The sequence below is a fragment of the Enterobacter sp. WP_7_1 genome, assembly GCF_003688535.1.
Classification (GTDB): Bacteria; Pseudomonadota; Gammaproteobacteria; order Enterobacterales; family Enterobacteriaceae; genus Enterobacter; species Enterobacter asburiae.
The window spans coordinates 360,218-380,455 of the sequence record NZ_REFK01000002.1 but is presented as its reverse complement, the minus strand read 5'-3'; the positions used below and the strand labels follow the sequence as shown (position 1 = coordinate 380,455).

17 protein-coding genes are annotated in these 20,238 nt (G+C 57.1%); 7 read left to right on the top strand and 10 right to left on the bottom strand.

Annotated features, from left to right (window positions below; all coding sequences use genetic code 11):
* Window positions 1-5: 5 nt before the first annotated feature.
* Window positions 6-674 (bottom strand): GTP cyclohydrolase I FolE, encoded by a 669-nt coding sequence (gene folE, locus BJ885_RS11125; RefSeq protein WP_008500927.1) that lies wholly within the window; start codon window positions 672-674, stop codon window positions 6-8.
* Between the two features lie 102 nt (window positions 675-776).
* Window positions 777-1,925, bottom strand: a complete 1,149-nt coding sequence (locus BJ885_RS11120) for a YbfB/YjiJ family MFS transporter (protein ID WP_121931937.1) — start codon at window positions 1,923-1,925, stop codon at window positions 777-779.
* A gap of 138 nt (window positions 1,926-2,063) precedes the next feature.
* Between BJ885_RS11120 and fghA the strand changes: the two genes are divergently transcribed.
* The gene (fghA, locus tag BJ885_RS11115; protein WP_121931936.1) at window positions 2,064-2,891 is read left to right on the top strand and encodes an S-formylglutathione hydrolase; all 828 of its coding nucleotides are present in this window, start codon (window positions 2,064-2,066) and stop codon (window positions 2,889-2,891) included.
* Between the two features lie 111 nt (window positions 2,892-3,002).
* On the opposite strand, the gene cirA is transcribed toward fghA, so the two are convergent.
* From cirA to yieE, 3 genes are all read right to left on the bottom strand, one after another.
* A complete protein-coding gene (gene cirA, locus BJ885_RS11110) occupies window positions 3,003-4,973 on the bottom strand; it encodes a catecholate siderophore receptor CirA (RefSeq protein WP_121931935.1) in 1,971 nt (656 codons plus the stop codon).
* Between the two features lie 224 nt (window positions 4,974-5,197).
* The gene (locus tag BJ885_RS11105) at window positions 5,198-6,667 is read right to left on the bottom strand and encodes an amino acid permease (RefSeq protein ID WP_029740408.1); all 1,470 of its coding nucleotides are present in this window, start codon (window positions 6,665-6,667) and stop codon (window positions 5,198-5,200) included.
* 180 nt (window positions 6,668-6,847) lie between these two features.
* Window positions 6,848-7,714, bottom strand: coding sequence for a DNA-binding transcriptional regulator YeiE (yieE, locus tag BJ885_RS11100; RefSeq protein ID WP_023312476.1), 867 nt, complete (start codon window positions 7,712-7,714; stop codon window positions 6,848-6,850).
* A 97-nt stretch (window positions 7,715-7,811) separates the two neighbouring features.
* Here yieE and BJ885_RS11095 point away from each other — a divergent pair, with 97 nt between their 5' ends.
* Both BJ885_RS11095 and nfo read left to right on the top strand, forming a co-directional pair.
* Window positions 7,812-8,858 carry a YeiH family protein gene (locus BJ885_RS11095; protein ID WP_121931934.1) on the top strand — a complete coding sequence of 349 codons (1,047 nt, stop codon included), beginning with the start codon at window positions 7,812-7,814 and terminating at the stop codon, window positions 8,856-8,858.
* A 64-nt stretch (window positions 8,859-8,922) separates the two neighbouring features.
* On the top strand, window positions 8,923-9,780 hold the full coding sequence (nfo, locus tag BJ885_RS11090; RefSeq protein WP_024908173.1) for a deoxyribonuclease IV: 858 nt from the start codon (window positions 8,923-8,925) through the stop codon (window positions 9,778-9,780).
* A 48-nt stretch (window positions 9,781-9,828) separates the two neighbouring features.
* Here the strand turns inward: nfo and fruA are convergent, their stop codons facing one another.
* Genes fruA through fruB form a run of 3 tightly spaced genes read right to left on the bottom strand, consistent with a single transcriptional unit; the run spans window position 9,829 to window position 13,599 of the window.
* Window positions 9,829-11,514 carry a PTS fructose transporter subunit IIBC gene (gene fruA, locus BJ885_RS11085; protein WP_029740970.1) on the bottom strand — a complete coding sequence of 562 codons (1,686 nt, stop codon included), beginning with the start codon at window positions 11,512-11,514 and terminating at the stop codon, window positions 9,829-9,831.
* A gap of 16 nt (window positions 11,515-11,530) precedes the next feature.
* Entirely contained in the window at window positions 11,531-12,469 is a 939-nt protein-coding gene (gene fruK / locus BJ885_RS11080; protein ID WP_008500936.1) for a 1-phosphofructokinase, read from the bottom strand.
* On the bottom strand, window positions 12,469-13,599 hold the full coding sequence (gene fruB, locus BJ885_RS11075) for a fused PTS fructose transporter subunit IIA/HPr protein (RefSeq protein WP_059347050.1): 1,131 nt from the start codon (window positions 13,597-13,599) through the stop codon (window positions 12,469-12,471). Before fruB ends, fruK begins: the two co-directional genes overlap by 1 nt.
* Before the next feature lie 361 nt (window positions 13,600-13,960).
* Here fruB and setB point away from each other — a divergent pair, with 361 nt between their 5' ends.
* On the top strand, window positions 13,961-15,142 hold the full coding sequence (gene setB / locus BJ885_RS11070) for a sugar efflux transporter SetB (protein WP_059347051.1): 1,182 nt from the start codon (window positions 13,961-13,963) through the stop codon (window positions 15,140-15,142).
* On the opposite strand, the gene BJ885_RS11065 is transcribed toward setB, so the two are convergent.
* The gene (locus tag BJ885_RS11065; protein WP_023312483.1) at window positions 15,139-15,393 is read right to left on the bottom strand and encodes a YkgJ family cysteine cluster protein; all 255 of its coding nucleotides are present in this window, start codon (window positions 15,391-15,393) and stop codon (window positions 15,139-15,141) included. The two genes, setB and BJ885_RS11065, sit on opposite strands and share 4 nt — an antisense overlap.
* A 164-nt stretch (window positions 15,394-15,557) precedes the next feature.
* Between BJ885_RS11065 and yeiP the strand changes: the two genes are divergently transcribed.
* Window positions 15,558-16,130 carry an elongation factor P-like protein YeiP gene (yeiP, locus tag BJ885_RS11060; RefSeq protein WP_008500940.1) on the top strand — a complete coding sequence of 191 codons (573 nt, stop codon included), beginning with the start codon at window positions 15,558-15,560 and terminating at the stop codon, window positions 16,128-16,130.
* Window positions 16,131-16,245: 115 nt separating this feature from the next.
* Here yeiP and uxuA read toward each other — a convergent pair whose 3' ends face one another.
* A complete protein-coding gene (uxuA, locus tag BJ885_RS11055) occupies window positions 16,246-17,436 on the bottom strand; it encodes a mannonate dehydratase (protein ID WP_045888643.1) in 1,191 nt (396 codons plus the stop codon).
* A gap of 205 nt (window positions 17,437-17,641) precedes the next feature.
* On the opposite strand from uxuA, the gene BJ885_RS11050 reads away from it, so the two are divergent.
* Window positions 17,642-19,108 carry a mannitol dehydrogenase family protein gene (locus tag BJ885_RS11050; protein WP_121931933.1) on the top strand — a complete coding sequence of 489 codons (1,467 nt, stop codon included), beginning with the start codon at window positions 17,642-17,644 and terminating at the stop codon, window positions 19,106-19,108.
* Between the two features lie 124 nt (window positions 19,109-19,232).
* Complete coding sequence (locus BJ885_RS11045) at window positions 19,233-20,219, top strand: GTP-binding protein (RefSeq protein WP_121931932.1); 987 nt, start codon at window positions 19,233-19,235, stop codon at window positions 20,217-20,219.
* Window positions 20,220-20,238 lie beyond the last annotated feature (19 nt).

Sequence of the window (20,238 nt, the reverse complement as noted above, 5' to 3'; positions counted from 1 at the left end):
AAGACTTAGTTGTGGTGACGCACGGCGCGCAGGAACTCCTGGCGGGTATTCTGGCTCGATTTGAACAGGCCGCCCAGCGACGTGGTGGTCGTTGCACTGGTCGCATCACGCACGCCGCGCGCCTTCACGCAGTAGTGAACCGCGTCGATAGAGACGGCCACGTTATTCGTGCCCAGCAGCGTTTGCAGCGCGGTCAGGATCTGCTGCGTCAGACGCTCCTGCACCTGCGGACGCTGGGCAAAGAACTGCACAATGCGGTTGATCTTCGACAGGCCAATCACCGTATCTTTTGGGATATACGCCACGGTCGCTTTACCGTCGATGGTCACAAAATGGTGTTCGCAGGTGCTGGTCAGCGTGATATCGCGTACCGTCACCATCTCATCCACTTTCATCTTGTTTTCAATGACGGTGATTTTCGGGAAGTTGGCGTAATCCAGCCCGGAGAAAATTTCGTCGACGTACATTTTCGCGATGCGGTGCGGCGTCTCCATCAGACTGTCGTCACTCAGATCGAGATTCAGCAGCTCCATGATATCGGTCATATGACCGGCAATCAGACGCTTGCGGGTTTCATTGTCCAAATCCTGTACGGGCGGACGCAGTGGCGTTTCAAGACCGCGCGCAACCAGGGCTTCGTGGACCAGGGCAGCTTCTTTACTGAGTGATGACATTTTGTTCTCCTGCAGGTGTGGCGTCTTTTGCCCTCGTTGTGGCAAAAGTATGCGCTCATTGTGCGTGAGGCGGCGCACATAATCCAGTATTCACGACGATAATTATTGCAATTGCTGTTGCCTTTCAGCGTGACGATTCCAGACCAGGACTCCCCCGACGAACAGCGCAACGCCCGCCAGCCCCAGCGCGGGCTCCAGCCGGTGGGTAAGCCAGGTTGATAATGCCGAGGTCATCGGGCCAATCAACTGACCAATCGCATACCCGGTGGTGAGCAGGCCGGCCATATAGCGCGTGTGGTTTGGCGCCAGCTCGCGACCGTATAAAAGAGAGAGCTGCACGGCACACAGGAAACCGCCACCCACCAGCAGCCCGCCCGTCAGCAAACCGCCAATCCCCGGCAGCAGCCAGGCCGCCAGCACGCCAGTTCCCTGTAACCACAGCACGATAGCCAGCCTGCGGTTAGCCGTTGAGGTGTGGCGTAAAAGAATACTGAGCGCAATGCCCACCACGGCGGCGATGCCAAAAATCGGCCAGACAAACTGGGCAAACAGGCTGCCGGGAAAACGCACCGCCGCCATTTGCGACAGGAATGTCGCCGGGAGGATATAGCCAAACCCGGCCAAGCTGTAGCTCCAGACCAGGCGCTTTAAATCCGCCGTCAGCACCAGCGGCTCCGGCGCGGTGCCGGGTCGATGAAGCTGCCCGGATCGCGGCAGGTAGCGCGCCACCAGCACAATTAGCACCAGTGCCAGCACGCCGTAGATTTGCCATGCCGCACCGGCCGAAAGAGATTTCGCCTGGATATAAACGGCGAGCAGCCCGCTCAGGGCAATGCCCGCCCCCGGCCCGGCAAACACGGCGGCGCTCAGGCCCGGTTTACCCAGCTGCCCCAGCCGTTCGTTGGTCCAGGCGGCAATGAGCACCATCGACCAGCCGCTCATGCAGCCAATCACGAAGCGCAGCAGGCCGTGCACGACGGCGTTATCCGCCGCCGCGGAGAGCAGCGTCAGCGCAACCGCACCGGTGATGCCAAGCCAGAGGCGCGTTTCCACAAAGCGGTGCGCGCGCATTGCATCCCATGCGCCCACCAGATAGCCCAGATAATTCATCGCCGCGACCAGACCCGCGCTGGTCAGCGTAAGCTGCCCGGCAGCAATCATGAGCGGCACCTGAGGCGTAAAGGCAAAGCGCCCTATCCCCATTGCCACCACCAGAACGACAAACCCACTGAGCGCAATACGCAGCGCCATGACCGCTCCAATTGTTAAAGAAAAGTAAATTTATGATGCAGCATCTCGCCGTCTGGCGAAAGTGAAAGTTACTCACAGGTCAATGAAAAGGCTGTATTATGGTTTTTATGAATACGCATTCTCATTAAGGAGCCCTGCATGGAACTGCTCGAAGAGCACCGTTGTTTTGAAGGTCGACAGCAGCGCTGGCGGCATGACTCCACCGTCCTGAACTGTGCGATGACGTTCAGCATTTTCCTGCCGCCGACGGAAAATCCGCCGGTTCTGTTCTGGCTTTCAGGCCTGACCTGCAACGACGAAAACTTCACCACCAAAGCGGGCGCGCAGCGTGTTGCCGCCGAGCTGGGTATTGCGCTGGTGATGCCTGATACTAGCCCGCGTGGCGATGATGTGGCCGACGATGCAGGATACGACCTGGGCAAAGGCGCCGGGTTTTATCTGAATGCGACCGAGCAGCCCTGGGCGCGCCACTACCGCATGTATGACTACATTCGCGACGAGCTGCCCGCGCTGATTCAGTCCGGGTTTGCGGTAAGCGACCGCTGCGCCATCAGCGGACACTCCATGGGCGGACACGGGGCGCTAATCATGGCGCTAAAAAATCCGGGAAAATACGTCAGCGTGTCGGCATTTGCGCCAATTGTGAACCCAACGCAGGTGCCGTGGGGGCAGAAAGCCTTCGCGCACTATCTGGGTGAAGATGAAGCGAATTGGCAGGAATGGGACAGCTGTGCGCTGATGCTGGCCAGCAGCTCGGCAAATGCGATCCCGATGCTTATCGATCAGGGCGATGCGGACCAGTTCCTCGCCGGACAGCTGCAGCCTGCGGTGCTGGCAGAAGCGGCACGCCAGAAGGACTGGCCGCTGACGCTGCGCATCCAGCCGGGGTATGACCACAGCTATTACTTCATCGCATCCTTTATTGAGGATCATCTCCGCTTCCATGCGGAGCATTTGTTTGGGTAAGTGCGGCTACGTGCGCTCTGATGCCCTCACCCTGGCCCTCTCCCACAGGGAGAGGGAACAAACACTAAAAACGGCAACTTACGTTGCCGTTTTGCTTTTACCCTGGCCGCATCAGAACTTGTAATCCACGCCGACAAAGTAGCGACGGCCATCTTCCGTATAGCTGTAATCGTCACGGCTCAGATCTTTATCCAGCAGGTTCTGCACGCCCGCGCGCAGCTTAACGGCTTTCGTTACCTGCCATGCCGCACCGGTATTCCAGATGACATAGCCACCCGGCGTTGCTGCACTGCTGGTCAGCGCGCGTTTCTCACCGGTGTAGTTGCCCTGAACGTAGAACGACCAGTCCTGCGTTGCCTTCCAGTCAACGGTACCGTTGGCGGTATGGAACGGCAGATCGGACAGCGGCTTGTTGCCGCCGTTGCTGATATCGCGACCGTCGTTGTAGGTGTAGTTCAGCGTCACCTTCCAGTCTTCGGCAACCGGGAACTTCACCTCGGTTTCCACACCGCGGATGCGCGCCTTGTTAACGTTGTAGTAGCGGAAAATCGGTTCACCGTCCGCATTCAGGCCAACGTAGTTAGGGTAACCCTGCGCCTGTTTTGCATTGGCCGTACGGCTGATGCTGATGCGGTCATCCACGTTATTCTGGAAGGTGGTGACGCTGGCCTGCACGCCCTCTAACCAGCCCTCTTCCCCGCTGTAGTACAGACCAAATTCAAAGCTCTCGCTGGTTTCAGGTTTCAGATCCGGGTTACCGACAATCTCACAGGCACCGCGACACGAGCCGGTAACCCAGTCCGGGCTCAGCTGCAGCAGCGAAGGCGCTTTAAACGCGGTGGCCCAGCCCCCTTTCACCGTTACGGTATCGGTCGCGTTGTAAACCAGATAGGCTCGCGGGCTCCAGTGATCGCCGTAGGTATCATGGTCGTCCATACGGATGCCGGTGGTCAGCGCCAGAGGTTCAAAGAGACGCCACTCGTCCTCAAGGAACAGGGCATACTGGCTTGTCGAGGTACTGCTGCTGGAACCGCCCGTCAGGTTGACCGGATCTTTCAGCTTATCGTGACGCCATTCGCCGCCGAAGGTCAGCAGCTGGTTGATTTCGCCCAGCGGCAGCACGTATTTTCCGTCCACCGCGTTGCTCTCGGAGGTGATAGGATTGCTGTTGCCCGGATTTTTGTTATCCACCTTTTCGCCGTAAACCTTCAGCTCACTGTTGCCGACGCCCCAACGGCCGTTGTGGCTGAGAGAGTAGTTCTGACGCTCAAGGCGGTTTTTGTCGAGGGAATCCGAGTCACGATCCTGACGGTCGAAGCCGTAGCCCGCCGTAAAGTCGTGATTTTCAGACGGTGTCCAGGCGAATTCCACATTCGCATCGCGGCTGGTGAAGCCTTCAATGCGCGGCGTTTCACCGCTCGCCGTGGTAGAGGATTTCTGCTGACCGTCTTTCTCACGCTTCGCGAGGCTACCGTAGGCTTTCAGCCCCAGCAGGCCGTCCACCAGCGGACCGCTGGTATAGAACTGGCCGTTGTACGTGTCTCCACGGTCGCGGTGTTCCTGAATTGTGGAATCGGCGCTCAGGGTGCCCGTCCATTTCTGGCCGATTTTTTTGGTGATAATGTTCACCACCCCGCCCAGCGCATCGGAACCGTACAGAGAAGACATCGGCCCGCGCACCACTTCGATGCGTTCGATGGCGTCAACCGGCACCCAGTTGAGGTCGAAATCATTATGGCGGAACACCGCGTTACGCGAGTTGACGCGCTTGCCGTCGATCAGGATCAGCGTATAGCTGCTGTCCAGTCCACGAATACTTACCCCTTTACGGTTGTCCCCTTCGCTCGTGAGCTGAACGCCCGGCACCTCCCGTAACACATCTTTCAGATTCTGAACGGGTTTGCGCTGCAAATCTTCCTGGGTAATCACGCTGATGCTTGCCGGTGCGTCTTTCAGGTTTTGCTCGGTCGCGGAGGCCGTTACAACCATTGTGTCGCCGGATTCCGCTGCGATAACAGGCAGGGCCAGGGACATTGCGGACGCACAAAGTCCTCCCCTGACGAAGGGATTCAACCTAAACATTCCATATCTCCATGAGGTAAATACAACTAAATCAAATCATCATTGCTCACAGCGTCTTCCTTGCCGCCCACATCTGCGGTGGGTCGGTGACACGCTTATTTTTGATAACGATAAAGCAAACGATAATTATTATCAATTAAATTGTTAAGAAATATATCTTTGTTTCAGGAGGCGGGAATAAAAAAACCCGCTCGAATGAGCGGGTTAAAAGAGAGGAAGTGCGGTTATTGTTTAAATCGTTCCGGGAATTCCATTTCACTGTAGCGAACGAATTTTGTTCCTTTCGTCAGCTTGTAGCCAAACCAGATGACGAGGAACAGCGGAATACCAATGTAGGTCGCCGTGACGGCACCCCAGTCAATGGTGTCCGCCAGGAACGCTTCATAGTTCTGTCCCAGCGTAATGATCAGGCACAGAATGAAGGCGAAAATAGGACCCAGCGGGAAGAAGCCGGAGCGATACGGCAGCGAGTTAATATCGTGACCCTGCTTGACGAAACCGCGGCGGAAACGGTAGTGGCTAATGGCAATCCCCAGCCAGGCAATAAAGCCCGTCATCCCGGACGTGTTAAGCAGCCACAGGTACACCGTCTGGTTGCCAAACATGGAGGTCAGGAAGCACAGACCGGCAATCACCGTCGTAGCGTACAGTGCGTTACGCGGCACGCCGCCACGGGACAGCTTCGCGAAGATACGCGGGGCTTTACCGTCGCATGCCAGCGTGTAGAGCATACGGGTAGAGGCGTACATCCCGGAGTTACCGGCTGAAAGCACAGCGGTCAGGATAACGGCGTTCATCACTGCCGCGGCTGAAAGCAGGCCGGCATGCTGGAAGACCAGCGTGAACGGACTGACGCTAATGTCTTTTACGTCATTACGCAGCAGGCTTGGATCGGTGTACGGGATAATCAGGCTGATAATCAGGATCGCGAACACATAGAACAGCAGGATACGCCAGAATACCTGACGGACCGCACGCGGAATATTTTTCTCCGGGTTCTCTGACTCACCGGCGGCGATACCAATCAGCTCGGTCCCCTGGAAGGAAAAGCCGACAATCATCGCCACGCCAATCATCGCCGACAGTCCACCGGCAAACGGCGCATCGCCTATCGTCCAGTTACTCCAGCCCACAGGTTCAGCGCCTTTGAAAATACCAACGATCATCGCCACACCGACGACGATAAAGATGATGACGGTTGCCACTTTAATCAAAGAGAACCAGTATTCCGCTTCGCCGAAACCGCGTACGGAGATGTAGTTCAGCAGGAAGATGACGGCCAGGAACAGGGCGCTCCAGATCCAGCCCGGCGTATCCGGGAACCACCAGTTCATCACCAGCTGTGCGGCGACAAGGTCAACGGCGATAGTGACCGCCCAGTTGTACCAGTAGTTCCAGCCCAGCGCGAAGCCGAAGCCTTCTTCAACGTATTTTTGACCGTAGGTCGAGAACGAACCGGATACCGGCATGTACGCGGCCAGTTCGCCGAGACTGGTCATCAGGAAGTACACCATCAGGCCAATCAGGATATAAGAGAAGAGTGCCCCACCCGGGCCTGCTGCCGAAATCGTTGCGCCAGAGGCAACGAAAAGACCTGTACCGATTGAGCCGCCAATGGCGATCATCGTCAGGTGACGCGCCTTGAGTTCACGACGTAGCGTGGGCGCTTCTGTGGTTTTAATTTCTGAAACCATATGAAAATGCTGTCCATTTAATAAATGAGGCGCGATTGTAGCAGACGATCCGCGTTCCTTCCGGCAGAAATACTCAGTTATAAGAGAGCTTCATGACTCGGCCAGGATTATAAGTAAAGCATAAAAATGTGGGGTGACAGGCGCGCGTAGCCCCGGTAAGCGAAGTGCCACCGGGGAAGGTTAAATGGCGCAGTAGCGCAGAAAACGCTGCAGAGAGCTGGAAAGGTGTTTCTGACGGTGATGGATGCACCATAGCGTGCGCACCAGCTTCGGCAATGGAACCGGGATTTCAACCAGCGACCCCGTCTCAAGCTGTTCGGCAATGACGCGCCGGGAAAGACAGCTGATCCCCAGGCCATGACGCACCGCGTGCTTGATGGCCTCAGAGTTCCCCAGCTCCATCCCTAACTGGAAATGCGGCAGATGGGAAAGCAGCAAATAATCGACAATTTCACGCGTGCCGGAGCCCTGCTCGCGCAGGATCCACTGCGCCTGCGCCAGGCGCTCCAGCGTCACCTCGCCCTGCAATAACGACGAGGCCGGAGACGCAAACACCACAAGTTCATCTTCCAGCCAGGGCTCGGCAATGATATCGACGTTATGACAAGGTCCTTCGATGAGGCCGATATCCACGCGGAAATCGATCACCGCGTTGATAACGTCCTGGCTATTGCCCACGCTCATCTCCAGCGGCAGGGTCGGGAAATCCCGGCGGTAGCGGGCAATCACTTCCGGCAGAATGTAGTTCCCAATGGTGCTGCTGGCATAGACGCGGATCGCGCCGTTGTCTTCGCGGAACAGCTGTTCGATTTCGATAGCCTGCTCCAGCAGCGCCAGCGCGCGTGGATAAAGAAGACGGCCGTGCTCGTTGACTACCAGACGCTTCCCTACCCGGTCGAAAAGCTGAACGCCCAGCTGTCCTTCAAGATCGGTCAACGCCGCGCTGACCGCAGACTGCGAGAGCGCCAGCATTTGTGACGCCTGGGTCGTCGAGCCGCTTTTCAGCACCTCGGCAAACACTTCCAGCTGACGCAATGTAATGTGCATGGTTGCTTACCACTTATATAGATTGATTATAAGTATATAATCAATTTTATTTTTAAGCCAGAGCGCCGTAACCTTTAGCCAGACAAAGGAGAAGGTTATGTCAGAAATCACCTTACAACATCATCGTACAGTGCGGCACTTCGTGCCGGGCCTCGCGCTTAGCGCAGCAGTGACCGCCGTAGCATTATGGGGCGGCAGCATCCCGGCTATCGCAGGCGCGGGTTTTAGCGCGTTGACGCTGGCCATTTTGCTGGGCATGGTCGTGGGAAATACCGTTTACCCGCATATCTGGAAATCCTGCGACGGCGGCGTGATCTTTGCCAAACAGCACCTGCTGCGTCTCGGGATCATCCTTTACGGCTTCCGTCTCACCTTTTCGCAGATTGCGGACGTGGGTGTCAGCGGAATTGCCATCGACGTCCTGACCCTGACCAGCACCTTTTTGCTGGCCTGCTTTATCGGCCAGAAAGTCTTTGGCCTGGATAAGCAAACCAGCTGGCTGATCGGTGCCGGGAGCAGTATCTGTGGGGCCGCGGCGGTGCTGGCAACAGAGCCCGTCGTTAAAGCCGAAGCCAGCAAGGTGACCGTGGCGGTGGCGACGGTGGTGATCTTCGGTACGCTGGCGATCTTCCTCTACCCGGCTATGTATCCGCTGGTGGCGCACTGGTTTAGCCCGGAAACCTACGGCATCTATATCGGTTCGACCATGCACGAAGTGGCCCAGGTGGTGGCGGCAGGACATGCCATTAACCCGGAAGCTGAAAACGCGGCGGTGATTGCCAAAATGCTGCGCGTAATGATGCTGGCACCGTTCCTGATTTTCCTCGCGGCGCGGGTTAAGCAGCTGGCACCGGCAGGCGGCAGCGAGAAAAGCAAAATCACCATTCCGTGGTTTGCGATCCTGTTCATCGTGGTTGCTATCTTTAACTCCTTCCACCTGCTGCCGAAAGCCGTTGTCGATATGCTGGTGACGCTGGATACCGTGCTGCTGGCGATGGCCATGGCGGCGCTGGGGGTCACCACACACGTCAGCGCGCTGAAAAAAGCCGGTGCCAAACCGCTGCTGATGGCGCTGGTGCTCTTCATCTGGCTGATTGTCGGCGGCGGAGCCATTAACCTCGCGGTGCACAGCCTGATGGCATAAACCATCTCGTCCTTCTCCTGCTAACCCGCTATCATAAGCGTTTCGGGTTAGCAGGAGTTTTTTTATGAAATATGTTGGAGCGCACGTCAGCGCTGCAGGTGGCCTTGCGAATGCCGCCATTCGCGCCGCCGAAATCGAGGCGACCGCTTTCGCCCTGTTCACCAAAAACCAGCGCCAGTGGCGCGCCGCAGCGCTCACCGCTGAGGTGATTGATGATTTCAAGGCCGCCTGTGAGAAGTACCACTACGGGCCAGGCCAAATTCTTCCCCACGACAGCTACCTGATCAACCTCGGTCACCCGGTTGAAGAGGCGCTGGAAAAATCCCGCGAGGCGTTTCTTGATGAAGTACAGCGCTGCGAACAGCTGGGGCTGACGCTGCTGAACTTCCATCCGGGTAGCCATCTGATGCAAATCGATGAAGATGCCTGCCTGGCGCGCATTGCCGAGTCCATCAACATCACGCTGGACAAGACCAAAGGCGTCACCGCGGTGATTGAGAATACCGCCGGTCAGGGCAGCAACCTCGGCTTTAGGTTTGAACATCTGGCGGCGATCATCGACGGCGTGGAGGATAAATCCCGCGTTGGCGTATGCATTGATACCTGCCACGCGTTTGCCGCCGGCTATGACCTGCGCACCACCGAGGCAACGAAAAACACGTTCGATGAGTTCGAGCGCATAGTGGGCTTTAAGTACCTGCGCGGCATGCACCTGAACGATGCGAAAAGTGCGTTCGGCAGCCGCGTTGACCGCCACCACAGCCTGGGCGAAGGCAACATTGGCCACGATGCGTTCCGCTTCATTATGCAGGACGCCCGCTTCGACGGTATTCCGATGGTGCTGGAAACAATTAATCCAGACATCTGGGCAGAAGAGATTGCCTGGCTGAAGGCACAGCAAACCGCTGAACAGGCGGCATAAAAAAAGCCGGGTGCATAATGCAACCCGGCTTTTTTTGTTGTTTATCGCTTACGCTGCTTTCGCCACAACTTCCGCTTCCGGACGTTTCAGCACCGCGTAAGAGAGACCCGCCACCAGCGTACCGGCAACGATGGCCAGCAGGTAGCCCAGGACCGGGGTGATGGCGCCAGGGATCAGCAGCACGAACAGACCGCCGTGTGGTGCCATCAGCTTCGCGCCAATCGCCATGGAGATTGCACCCGTTACCGCGCCACCCGCGATACAGCACGGCAGAACGCGCATTGGGTCACGAGCCGCGAACGGAATCGCGCCTTCGGTAATGAAGCACAAGCCCAGAACCAGCGCCGCTTTGCCGCCTTCCTGCTGTGCTTTATCGAACTTACGACGGGCAATAATCGTCGCCAGGCCGAGCGCCAGAGGAGGCACCATACCTGCCGCCATGATGGCTGCCATTGGTGCGTAGGTCTGGGTACTCAGCAGGCCAACACCAAAGGCGTACGCCGCTTTGTTTACCGGACCACCCATGTCGGTACACATCATGCCGCCGAGGATTGCGCCCAGCAGAACCGCGTTCGCGGTACCCATGGTTTGCAGCCAGTGGGTCAGACCCGCCAGGATGCCCGCAACCGGCTTACCAATCAGGTAAATCATCGCCAGACCGACCACCAGGCTGGAAATCAGCGGGATGATCAGAATCGGTTTCAGCGCTTCCATACTCTGAGGCAGCTTGAGCTTCGAGCTGATGAGCTTCGCGACGTAACCGGCCAGGAAGCCCGCGATAATACCGCCGATAAAGCCAGAACCGGTACTCACGGCCAGCATACCGCCGATAAGGCCCGGCGTCAGGCCAGGACGGTCAGCAATGGAGAAGGCAATAAAACCGGCCAGAACGGGGACCATCAGTGCGAACGCGGATCCGCCGCCAATCTGCATTAACGCAGCGGCCAGCGTGCCTTGCTCTTTAAACGCGGTAATACCAAATGCGAACGAGAGAGCGATACACAGACCGCCCGCAACCACCATCGGCAGCATGTAAGACACACCGGTCAACAGATGGCGATAGGCGCCTGCAGACTCTTTCTTACCTTCCGTCGCGGTTTGACGCGCGCCGGTTGCCTGATACGGCTTCGCTTCCACCAGCGCCTTATCAAACTCCTGCGCGGTCTTTTTCAGCGCCAGGCCGGTAGACGTACGGTACATGGGCTTACCGGCAAATTTCGCCAGGTCCACTTCGATATCCGCCGCCACGATCACCAGATCGGCCTCAGCCACTTCTTCAGGGGTGATAGCGTTGCCGGCACCGACGGAGCCACGCGTTTCAACTTTTACCCACCAGCCGCGTTTTTTCGCTTCGGTTTCAATGGCTTCAGCTGCCATAAAGGTGTGAGCCACGCCCGTCGGGCAGGCCGTCACCGCAACAATGCGTTTCGGACCCGCAGCCGCAGCCGGTGCCGTCGCGACAGGCGCGCTGTAGACAGACGCGTGACCTTTCGCTTCGCTCAGGAACAATTCCGGATGTGCAACCGCGCGATTAATATCGCCCAGCCACACTTTTTTGCCGTTCAGCGCACTGTCAGCCGGGATTTTGTCGCCCAGTACAATGGCCAGTTCTGCATCGCCTGGATTATCGATAATGTCCAGATGTGCTTTTTGTGCCGCCGCGCCCAGCAAGGTCTTCGCCATATAGGCGCGGGCCTGTCCGAGACCGGAGTCAATGATCAGCAGCGTTTTCATTATTCCTCTCCTGCTGTTAGTTAAAAGGTTTTAAGTCAACGCGCGCCATCATCGCGGCTAACTGGGTACGATCGGTAATGCCGACATTGCTCTGGCTTACGGCCAGGGCAGCAACGGCGGTGGCAAGACGTAAAGTATGTTCACTGGATTCACGCATCAGCAGACCATAAATCAGGCCGCCAACCATGGAATCCCCTGCGCCAACGGTGCTGACAACTTCCATTGACGGCGGTTTGGCGATCCATTCGCCAGACGCGTTAACCCACAGCGCGCCTTCTGCACCAAGAGAGATCACCACGTGAGCGATACCCTGCTCGCGCAGCGCATGGGCAGCGTCAATCACATCTTTTAATTCTGGCAGCTTACGACCCGCCCAGATCTCCAGCTCGCGGCGATTCGGCTTCACCAGCCACGGCGAGGCTTTCAGACCGGCAACCAGCGCGTCGCGGCTGCTGTCAAAAATGATGCACGGGCACTGGCTGCGCAGACGCGTCATCCAGTCGGTAAACGCTTCCGGGCTGACGCCGGACGGCAGGCTGCCGCTGACGCAGACCATGTCAAACTGACCAAGCCAGGTCAGAGAGTCGTTAACAAAACGCTCCCAGTCTGACGGCGTCACTTCGAAGCCAGAGAAGTTCAGATCGGTCACTTCACCGTCTTTCTCCGTCAGCTTGACGTTGATGCGGGTACGGCCCTGAACAACCTGAAAACGGTTGGCAATGCCCAGCTCGCTGAACAGCTGCTGGAAACCATCCTGGTTATCTTTACCGAGGAATCCACCCACGGTGACGTCGATACCGAGATCCTTGAGCACTTTCGCGACGTTAATCCCTTTACCCGCAGCATGCAGGCCAGTGGTACGCACGAGGTTGACTTCGCCGCGCTCAATTTCCGGGCAAAATCCTACCAGGTCATAAGCCGGGTTCAGCGTAATAGTCGCAACACGTCTGCTCATTATGCGCCCTCCCCCAGACCCGCCGCGATGGCATCGCCAATCGCTTTCAGCGCCTGTTCAGCATCGGCACCCTGCGCGGTGAAACGCAGACGGTGGCCTTTCTTCACGCCCAGCGCGACAACTTTCATCAGACTACGGCCGTTGGCCGGTTTGCCCGTACCATCAAGATTCGCCACGGTGATCTCACTCTCGAATTGTTTAATGGTATTCACCAGCATGGTGCCCGGACGGGCATGCAGGCCGTGCTCGTTACGTACCACGAACTCAGCGGTCTGCACGTCTTCAGTCGGCGCATCATCACTGGTCAGCAGTGCCAGCACGGTGGAGGCATCAGCGTTCAGCAGTTTTTCAGCTTTGTTGTTCAGCAGCAGATCGCCCAGACGCTTCAGCACGGAAACCGGCTGATCGTCGTTCATCGCCACGGTCACCAGCATGGCCGCGCGCTCGCCTTCTACGTCAAACGGATTGGCCGCGCGGCTCACGGCGATAGCGCTGCGCAGGTTGCCTTCAGCACTGTCGTTCAGCCAGATACCCTGACCCAGATTCAACGGCTTATCGTTAATCACGCGCGTCACAAACGTGGCATCCGCCGCGCCGGCTTCTTTCAGACGACCCGCGTTCAGCGCCTGCAGCGTCACCAAATCGGAGGCAACCACGTCCAGCGTCAGCGTTTCATTATCCAGCTTCAGCGCTTCGCTCTGTTTTTCGCCCATCAGCAAGGCGCGCAGCTCTTCAGCTGTGGTGGCGGATTTAAGCTGTTCAGCCACGTCGTCATCGCTCAGGACATGCGTCAGCTGACGCAGCAGGCCTAAGTGTTCATCGCTGCTGGCCGCGATACCGATAGCCACGTAGGCCACCTGACCGTCGCCCCAGAGCACGCCCTGCGGGAACTGATAAACCTGAACGCCGGTTTTCAACACCTGATCGCGGGTGTCGGTTGTGCCGTGCGGAATGGCAATGCCATTGCCGAGGAAGGTTGAGGTCTGCTGCTCGCGGGCCAGCATGCCGTTGACATAGCCGTCCGCGACGTTACCCGCCTGCACAAGCGCAGCGGCAACCTGGCGAATAGCCTCTTCTTTATCCCCGGCCTGAGCGCCCGGGTGGATATCCTGAACAGATAACTGGAACATGGTTCTCCACTCCTGCTGAACTTGAATCGTTTCAGCTTTAATGAGAAAAAATGCGCTAGCCTGCTCCGTTTGTTAAAACAAGATAGCGCTGAAACGTTTCAAAAAGTCTTGCGCTTTCTGCAATGTCTTGCAAGTAAACTCGTATTTCTGATATCAGAATTTAGAGATACAGCACATTTCTTCTTCGTTCAGCTGAATTTTGCTGAAGTTCAGCAAGACAGTTTCAGCTAAGGTCAGCCGCGTTGGACGTAAGTTGAAATGCCATTTTGATTTTTCGTGGCATCATTGACCGCACCCACTGTTTATTTTTTAGCTGACGGCGTAAACTCCGGCCCTCTCTGCTACTCGCTAATTATAAAACATGCATAACACCCCTGCGGCCGTCTCGCCGAAGCCCTTTGATTTGACCTCCGCGGCGTTCCTGGTTGTTGCCTTCTTCACGGGCATTGCCGGTGCGTTACAGACGCCGACATTGAGCTTATTCCTGACAAATGAGGTTCACGTCCGCCCGGCGATGGTGGGCTTCTTTTTTACCGGAAGCGCTATCATCGGCATCCTGGTCAGCCAGTTTCTGGCGGGACGATCCGACAGAAAAGGCGATCGTAAAAGCCTGATCGTTTTCTGCTGTCTGCTGGGGGTCATGGCCTGCGTTCTGTTCGCCTGGAACCGCAACTATTTCATTCTGCTCTTCGTCGGAGTATTCCTGAGCAGCTTTGGCTCAACGGCGAACCCTCAGCTGTTCGCCCTTGCCCGCGAACACGCGGACCATACCGGACGTGAAGCGGTGATGTTCAGCTCTGTCCTGCGTGCTCAGGTGTCGCTGGCATGGGTGATTGGCCCGCCGCTGGCCTACGCGCTGGCGATGGGTTTTGGCTTTACGGTGATGTACCTGAGCGCGGCCGTCGCGTTTGTAGTGTGCGGAGCGCTGGTGTGGTTCTTCCTGCCGTCCATGCGCAAAGAGCCCAAAGTGGCAACGGGCGTGCTGGAAGCGCCGCGCCGGAACCGCCGCGATGCCCTGCTCCTGTTTGTTATCTGTACGCTGATGTGGGGCACCAACAGCCTGTATATCATCAATATGCCGCTGTTTATTATTGATGAACTGCACCTGTCGGAGAAGCTGGCGGGCATCATGATGGGCACCGCGGCCGGGCTTGAGATCCCGACGATGCTCATTGCGGGCTATTACGCAAAGCGCTTCGGAAAGCGTTTTTTAATGCGCATCGCCGCCGTCGCCGGTCTGTTGTTCTATGTCGGTATGTTGACGGTACATACGCCGGGGCTGTTGCTGGCTTTACAGCTGCTGAACGCCATCTATATTGGCATTCTCGCCGGGATAGGCATGCTCTATTTTCAGGATCTGATGCCGGGTCAGGCAGGCTCTGCCACCACCCTTTATACTAATACCACCCGCGTGGGCTGGATTATCGCGGGCTCAATGGCCGGTGTCGTTGCCGAAATCTGGAACTATCACACGGTATTTTGGATTGCGCTGGTGATGTGTACGCTGACGATCGGCTGTCTGGCGAGAATTAAAGACGTTTAGGGCGCGGTGAGCGCTTCCAGCTCAAGAAGGTACGTCATCGCCTGCCCTCGCGTGCTGCCACACATTTCGGCAGTGGGCTGAAGCCCGGAGCAGACTTTCGGGCGCAGCGGTGAGCCAAAGATCATGCACAGGTTCGTTTCCGAGAGCTGAACGCAGCGGGTATTGGCAGGCTTGCCCTCCGGCATTCCTGGAATGGGGCTTGAAATGGACGGTGCAGTACAGCACGCGCCACAATCGGGACGGCAATCCATAAATGCTCTCTTTCGCTGACGATCGCCCGCGCAGTCGGGCATCGCGCGCACAGTAACACCTTTTGCGTATTGATAGCAAAAGCCACGAATTCCTCTTGCCTGAAAGGCCGCGCGCGAGTAATTTGGCGCGATATTTTTTACCTCCCGTAAACAGGATTACTGCAATGCCAAGAGCGAACGAAATTAAGAAAGGTATGGTGCTGAATTACAACGGCAAACTGCTGATTGTGAAAGATATCGACATTCAGGCACCAAGCGCCCGTGGTGCAGCAACGCTGTACAAAATGCGTTTCGCCGACGTGCGTACCGGCCTGAAGGTGGAAGAGCGCTTTAAAGGTGACGATATCGTCGATACCGTGACCCTGACCCGTCGCTACGTTGATTTCTCCTACATCGACGGCAACGAATACGTGTTCATGGACAAAGAAGATTACACCCCGTACATCTTCACCAAAGATCAGATTGAAGAAGAGCTGCTGTTCATCCCTGAAGGCGGCATGCCTGACATGCAGGTTCTGACCTGGGACGGCGTGCTGCTGGCGCTGGAGCTGCCTCAGACCGTCGATCTGGAAATCGTTGAAACCGCACCAGGTATCAAAGGTGCATCCGCAAGTGCCCGCAACAAACCAGCTACCCTGACCACCGGCCTGGTTGTGCAGGTGCCGGAATACCTCTCCGCTGGCGAGAAAATCCGCATCCATATCGAAGAAAAACGCTATATGGGTCGCGCTGACTGATTGCGGCGTTTGTCGGGTGGCGGCTTCGCCTTACCCGACCGACAAAACACAAAAACCGGCTCTCAGGCCGGTTTTTTTATAGCCCGGTAAGCGTAGTGCCACCGGGCAACAGAGCTTACAGAAGCTCCGGATACTTCGTCATCTTCAGCGCCAGCTCAACGCCGCGCACTTCCGCCATCCCTTTAAGACGGCCAATCGCCGAATAGCCCGGGTTGGTTTTCTTACGCAGATCGTCCAGCATCTGGTGGCCGTGATCCGGACGGAACGGAATAGGACGCACATCGCCCGCCTGCTTGCGACGCGCCTCTTCCGCCAGAATGGCGTCTACCACCGCAACCATATTCACATCGCCGCCCAGGTGCGCCGCCTCGTGGAAGGTTTTTGGGTTTTCTTCACGGCAGGTCGCGCGCAAGTGCGTGAAATGAATGCGATCGCCGAAGGTTTCAATCATCCGCACCAGGTCGTTGTCCGCACGCACGCCGTAGGAGCCGGTACACATGGTAAAGCCGTTATAGATGCTGTTTACCGTCTCTTTCAGCCACTGCATATCTTCAATAGTGGAAACAATGCGCGGCAGGCCGAGGATAGGACGCGGTGGATCGTCCGGGTGCACGGCGAGGCGTACCCCTGCCTCTTCAGCAACCGGCACGATAGCGCGCAGGAAGTACGCCATGTTTTCACGCAGCTGCTGCTTATCAATATCGCCGTATTCCGCCAGGCGCGCGCGGAACTGATCCAGGGTATACCCCTCTTCAGCTCCCGGCAGGCCCGCAATGATATTACGGGTCAGCTTTTCGATGTCAGCGTCACTGGCGGCGTTAAACCACGCGAGCGCCTGCTGCTGCTCTTCCGCGGTGTAATCCGCTTCGGCGCCGGGGCGTTTCAAAATGTGCAGCTCAAACGCCGCGAAGGCGATCTGGTCGAAACGCAGCGCTTTCGAGCCGTCCGGCATCTGGTATTCAAGGTCGGTACGCGTCCAGTCGAGGATGGGCATGAAGTTATAGCAAACCGTATCAATGCCGCAGGCCGCCAGGTTGCGAATGCTCTGCTGATAGTTAGCAATCCAGGTCTGGTACTCCCCTGAATGGGTTTTGATGTCTTCGTGAACCGGGATGCTTTCCACCACAGACCAGGTTAACCCCTTCTCCGCCAGCAGCGCCTGACGCTGTTGAATTTCCTCTACCGGCCATACCTGACCGTTTGGAATATGATGCAGCGCCGTGACGACACCCGTTGCACCAGCCTGGCGCACATCATCAAGAGAAACCGGATCGTTCGGCCCGTACCAACGCCAGGTTTGTTCCATTGCCTCACCCTCTTAAGTTGTTATACCAATATGCGTTACTGCAATGACGACTACCATACATGTTTGCCGCCAAGGGTCAACATACCGCCACACATTGATTGATCAAACTCACAGAACGGGGATATTTACGGCTCACCAATTTTATTTGCTGTCATATAACTTTACACTGGCATTGTTAATTAATGGTTAATCAGGTGTGTATCTCATGAAGACAATTGCCTCCACCGCCCTTCCAGCCCAGGTTCAGCAGCCTCGCTACGATCGTCAGCAACTGCGCTCCCGCATCGTCCATTTTGGCTTTGGCGCGTTTCACCGTGCGCACCAGGCATTGTTAACAAATCGGGTGCTGAATGAAAAAGGCGGCGACTGGGGTATTTGTGAGATTAGCCTTTTCAGCGGCGACGTGCTGATGAGCCAGCTGCGCGCGCAGGATCACCTGTTCACCGTGCTGGAGAAAGGGGCAGAAGGCAATGAGGCGATTATCGTCGGTGCCGTCCATGAATGCCTGAACGCAAAGCTGGACTCTCTGCCCGCCATTATTGAGAAATTTTGCGAGCCTCAGGTCGCTATTGTGTCGCTCACCATCACGGAGAAAGGCTATTGCATCGATCCCGCGACCGGGAAACTCGATCTGCACAACGCCCGGATAATTCACGATCTTGAAAACCCCTCAGAGCCGCATTCCGCACCCGGGATCCTGGTCGAAGCGCTTCACCGCCGCCGCGAGCGCGGCTTGCCTGCGTTTACCGTGCTCTCCTGCGATAATATCCCTGATAACGGGCACGTGGTGAAAAACGCGGTGCTGGGCATGGCGCAAAAGCGTTCCGCGGCGCTGTCTGAATGGATTGATAGCCACGTAAGCTTCCCGGGGACGATGGTCGACAGGATTGTTCCCGCCGCGACGGACGCCTCACTGGCGGAAATCACCGACGCGCTCGGCGTTGAAGATCCGTGCGCCATCAGCTGTGAACCGTTTATTCAGTGGGTGGTGGAAGATAATTTTGTCGCCGGCCGTCCGGAGTGGGAGGTCGCGGGCGTTCAGATGGTGCAGGATGTTCTGCCCTGGGAGCAGATGAAATTGCGCATGCTCAACGGCAGCCACTCTTTCCTGGCGTATCTGGGGTACCTCGCGGGCTATGCCCATATTAATGAATGCATGGAGGACGCTGCGTTCCGCGAAGCCGCCCGTCGGCTGATGCTGGACGAGCAGGCGCCCACATTACGCATTAAGGATGTCGACCTCACCGCCTACGCAGATAGCCTGCTGGAGCGCTTTGCCAACCCGGCACTCCAGCATCGGACCTGGCAAATCGCGATGGACGGTAGCCAGAAGCTTCCGCAAAGAATGCTGGACGGGATCCGCGTTCATCTTGAGCGAAAAACACCGTGGCCGCTGCTGGCCCTGGGCGTGGCCGGCTGGATACGCTACGTCAGCGGTACCGACGACCGCGGCAACGCGATTGATGTTCGCGATCCCCTCAGCGATAAAATTCGCACGATGGTCAATACCAGCAGCGACGCCGAGCGCGTTAACGCCCTGCTGGGGCTGAGCGAGGTCTTTGGTCACGATCTCGCGCAAAACAGCGCGTTTGTGGAGGCTGTTAGCCAGGCATACCAGCGCATCACCCGCCACGGCGCGCGTCAGGCTGTTATCGAAACGTTAAATATTTAACGATTATTGCGCTTGACGAGAACGGATGAGATCTCCGTTCGCCCTTCCCCTTCTCACCGGTCACGTTTTTCGCCAGGATAGAGAGAATAGTGTTATAGCATCACCATTCTTATCTGGAGCGCACGTGACCAAAACCAATCTCATCACCGGTTTTCTCGGCAGCGGTAAAACCACCTCAATTCTTCACCTGCTGGCGAATAAAGATCCTGCCGAGAAATGGGCCGTGCTGGTCAATGAATTTGGCGAGGTAGGCATTGACGGCGCGTTGCTGTCATCCAGCGGCGCAATGATTAAAGAGATCCCCGGCGGGTGCATGTGCTGCGTCAATGGCCTGCCGATGCAGGTCGGGCTCAATACGCTGCTGCGTCAGGGCAAACCCGACCGCCTGCTGATTGAGCCCACCGGGCTGGGCCATCCGAAGCAGATCCTCGATTTACTGACCGCCCCGGTTTACGAGCCGTGGATCGACCTGCGCGCAACGCTGTGCCTGCTCGATCCGCGTCAGCTTCTGGATGACAAAGCGGTGGCCAATGAGAACTTCCGCGATCAGCTCGCTTCAGCTGACGTTATTGTCGCGAATAAAGCAGATCGCGCCACGGCTGAAAGCCAGGCCGCGCTGGACGCGTGGTGGCAACATTTCGGCGGCAACCGCACGCGGGTGCAGACCACCCAGGGGAATATTGATAGCGCCCTGCTTGACCTTCCTCGTCTGAACCTCTCCGAGCTGCCTGCCAGCGCGGATCATTCGCACAGTCATCCGGTTAAGCAGGGTTTAGCTGCTCTCAGCCTGCCGGAACATCAGCGCTGGCGTCGTAACCTGAACAGCGGCCAGGGATATCAGGCCTGCGGATGGATATTTGATGCTGAAACCGTTTTCGACACCATAGGGATCCTGGAGTGGGCCCGACTTGCTCCCGTCGATCGCGTGAAAGGGATCATGCGCACGCCGGACGGGCTGGTGCGGATCAACCGTCAGGGCGAGGATTTCTTTATTGAAACGCAAAATGTGGCGCCGCCTGACAGCCGAATAGAGTTAATTAGTGCGGTTAACGCCGACTGGAATGCCCTCCAGTCCAGCCTGTTGAGGATTCGTTTAAGTTCGGGCGGCTAACGTTGCCCCAGTTTTCACT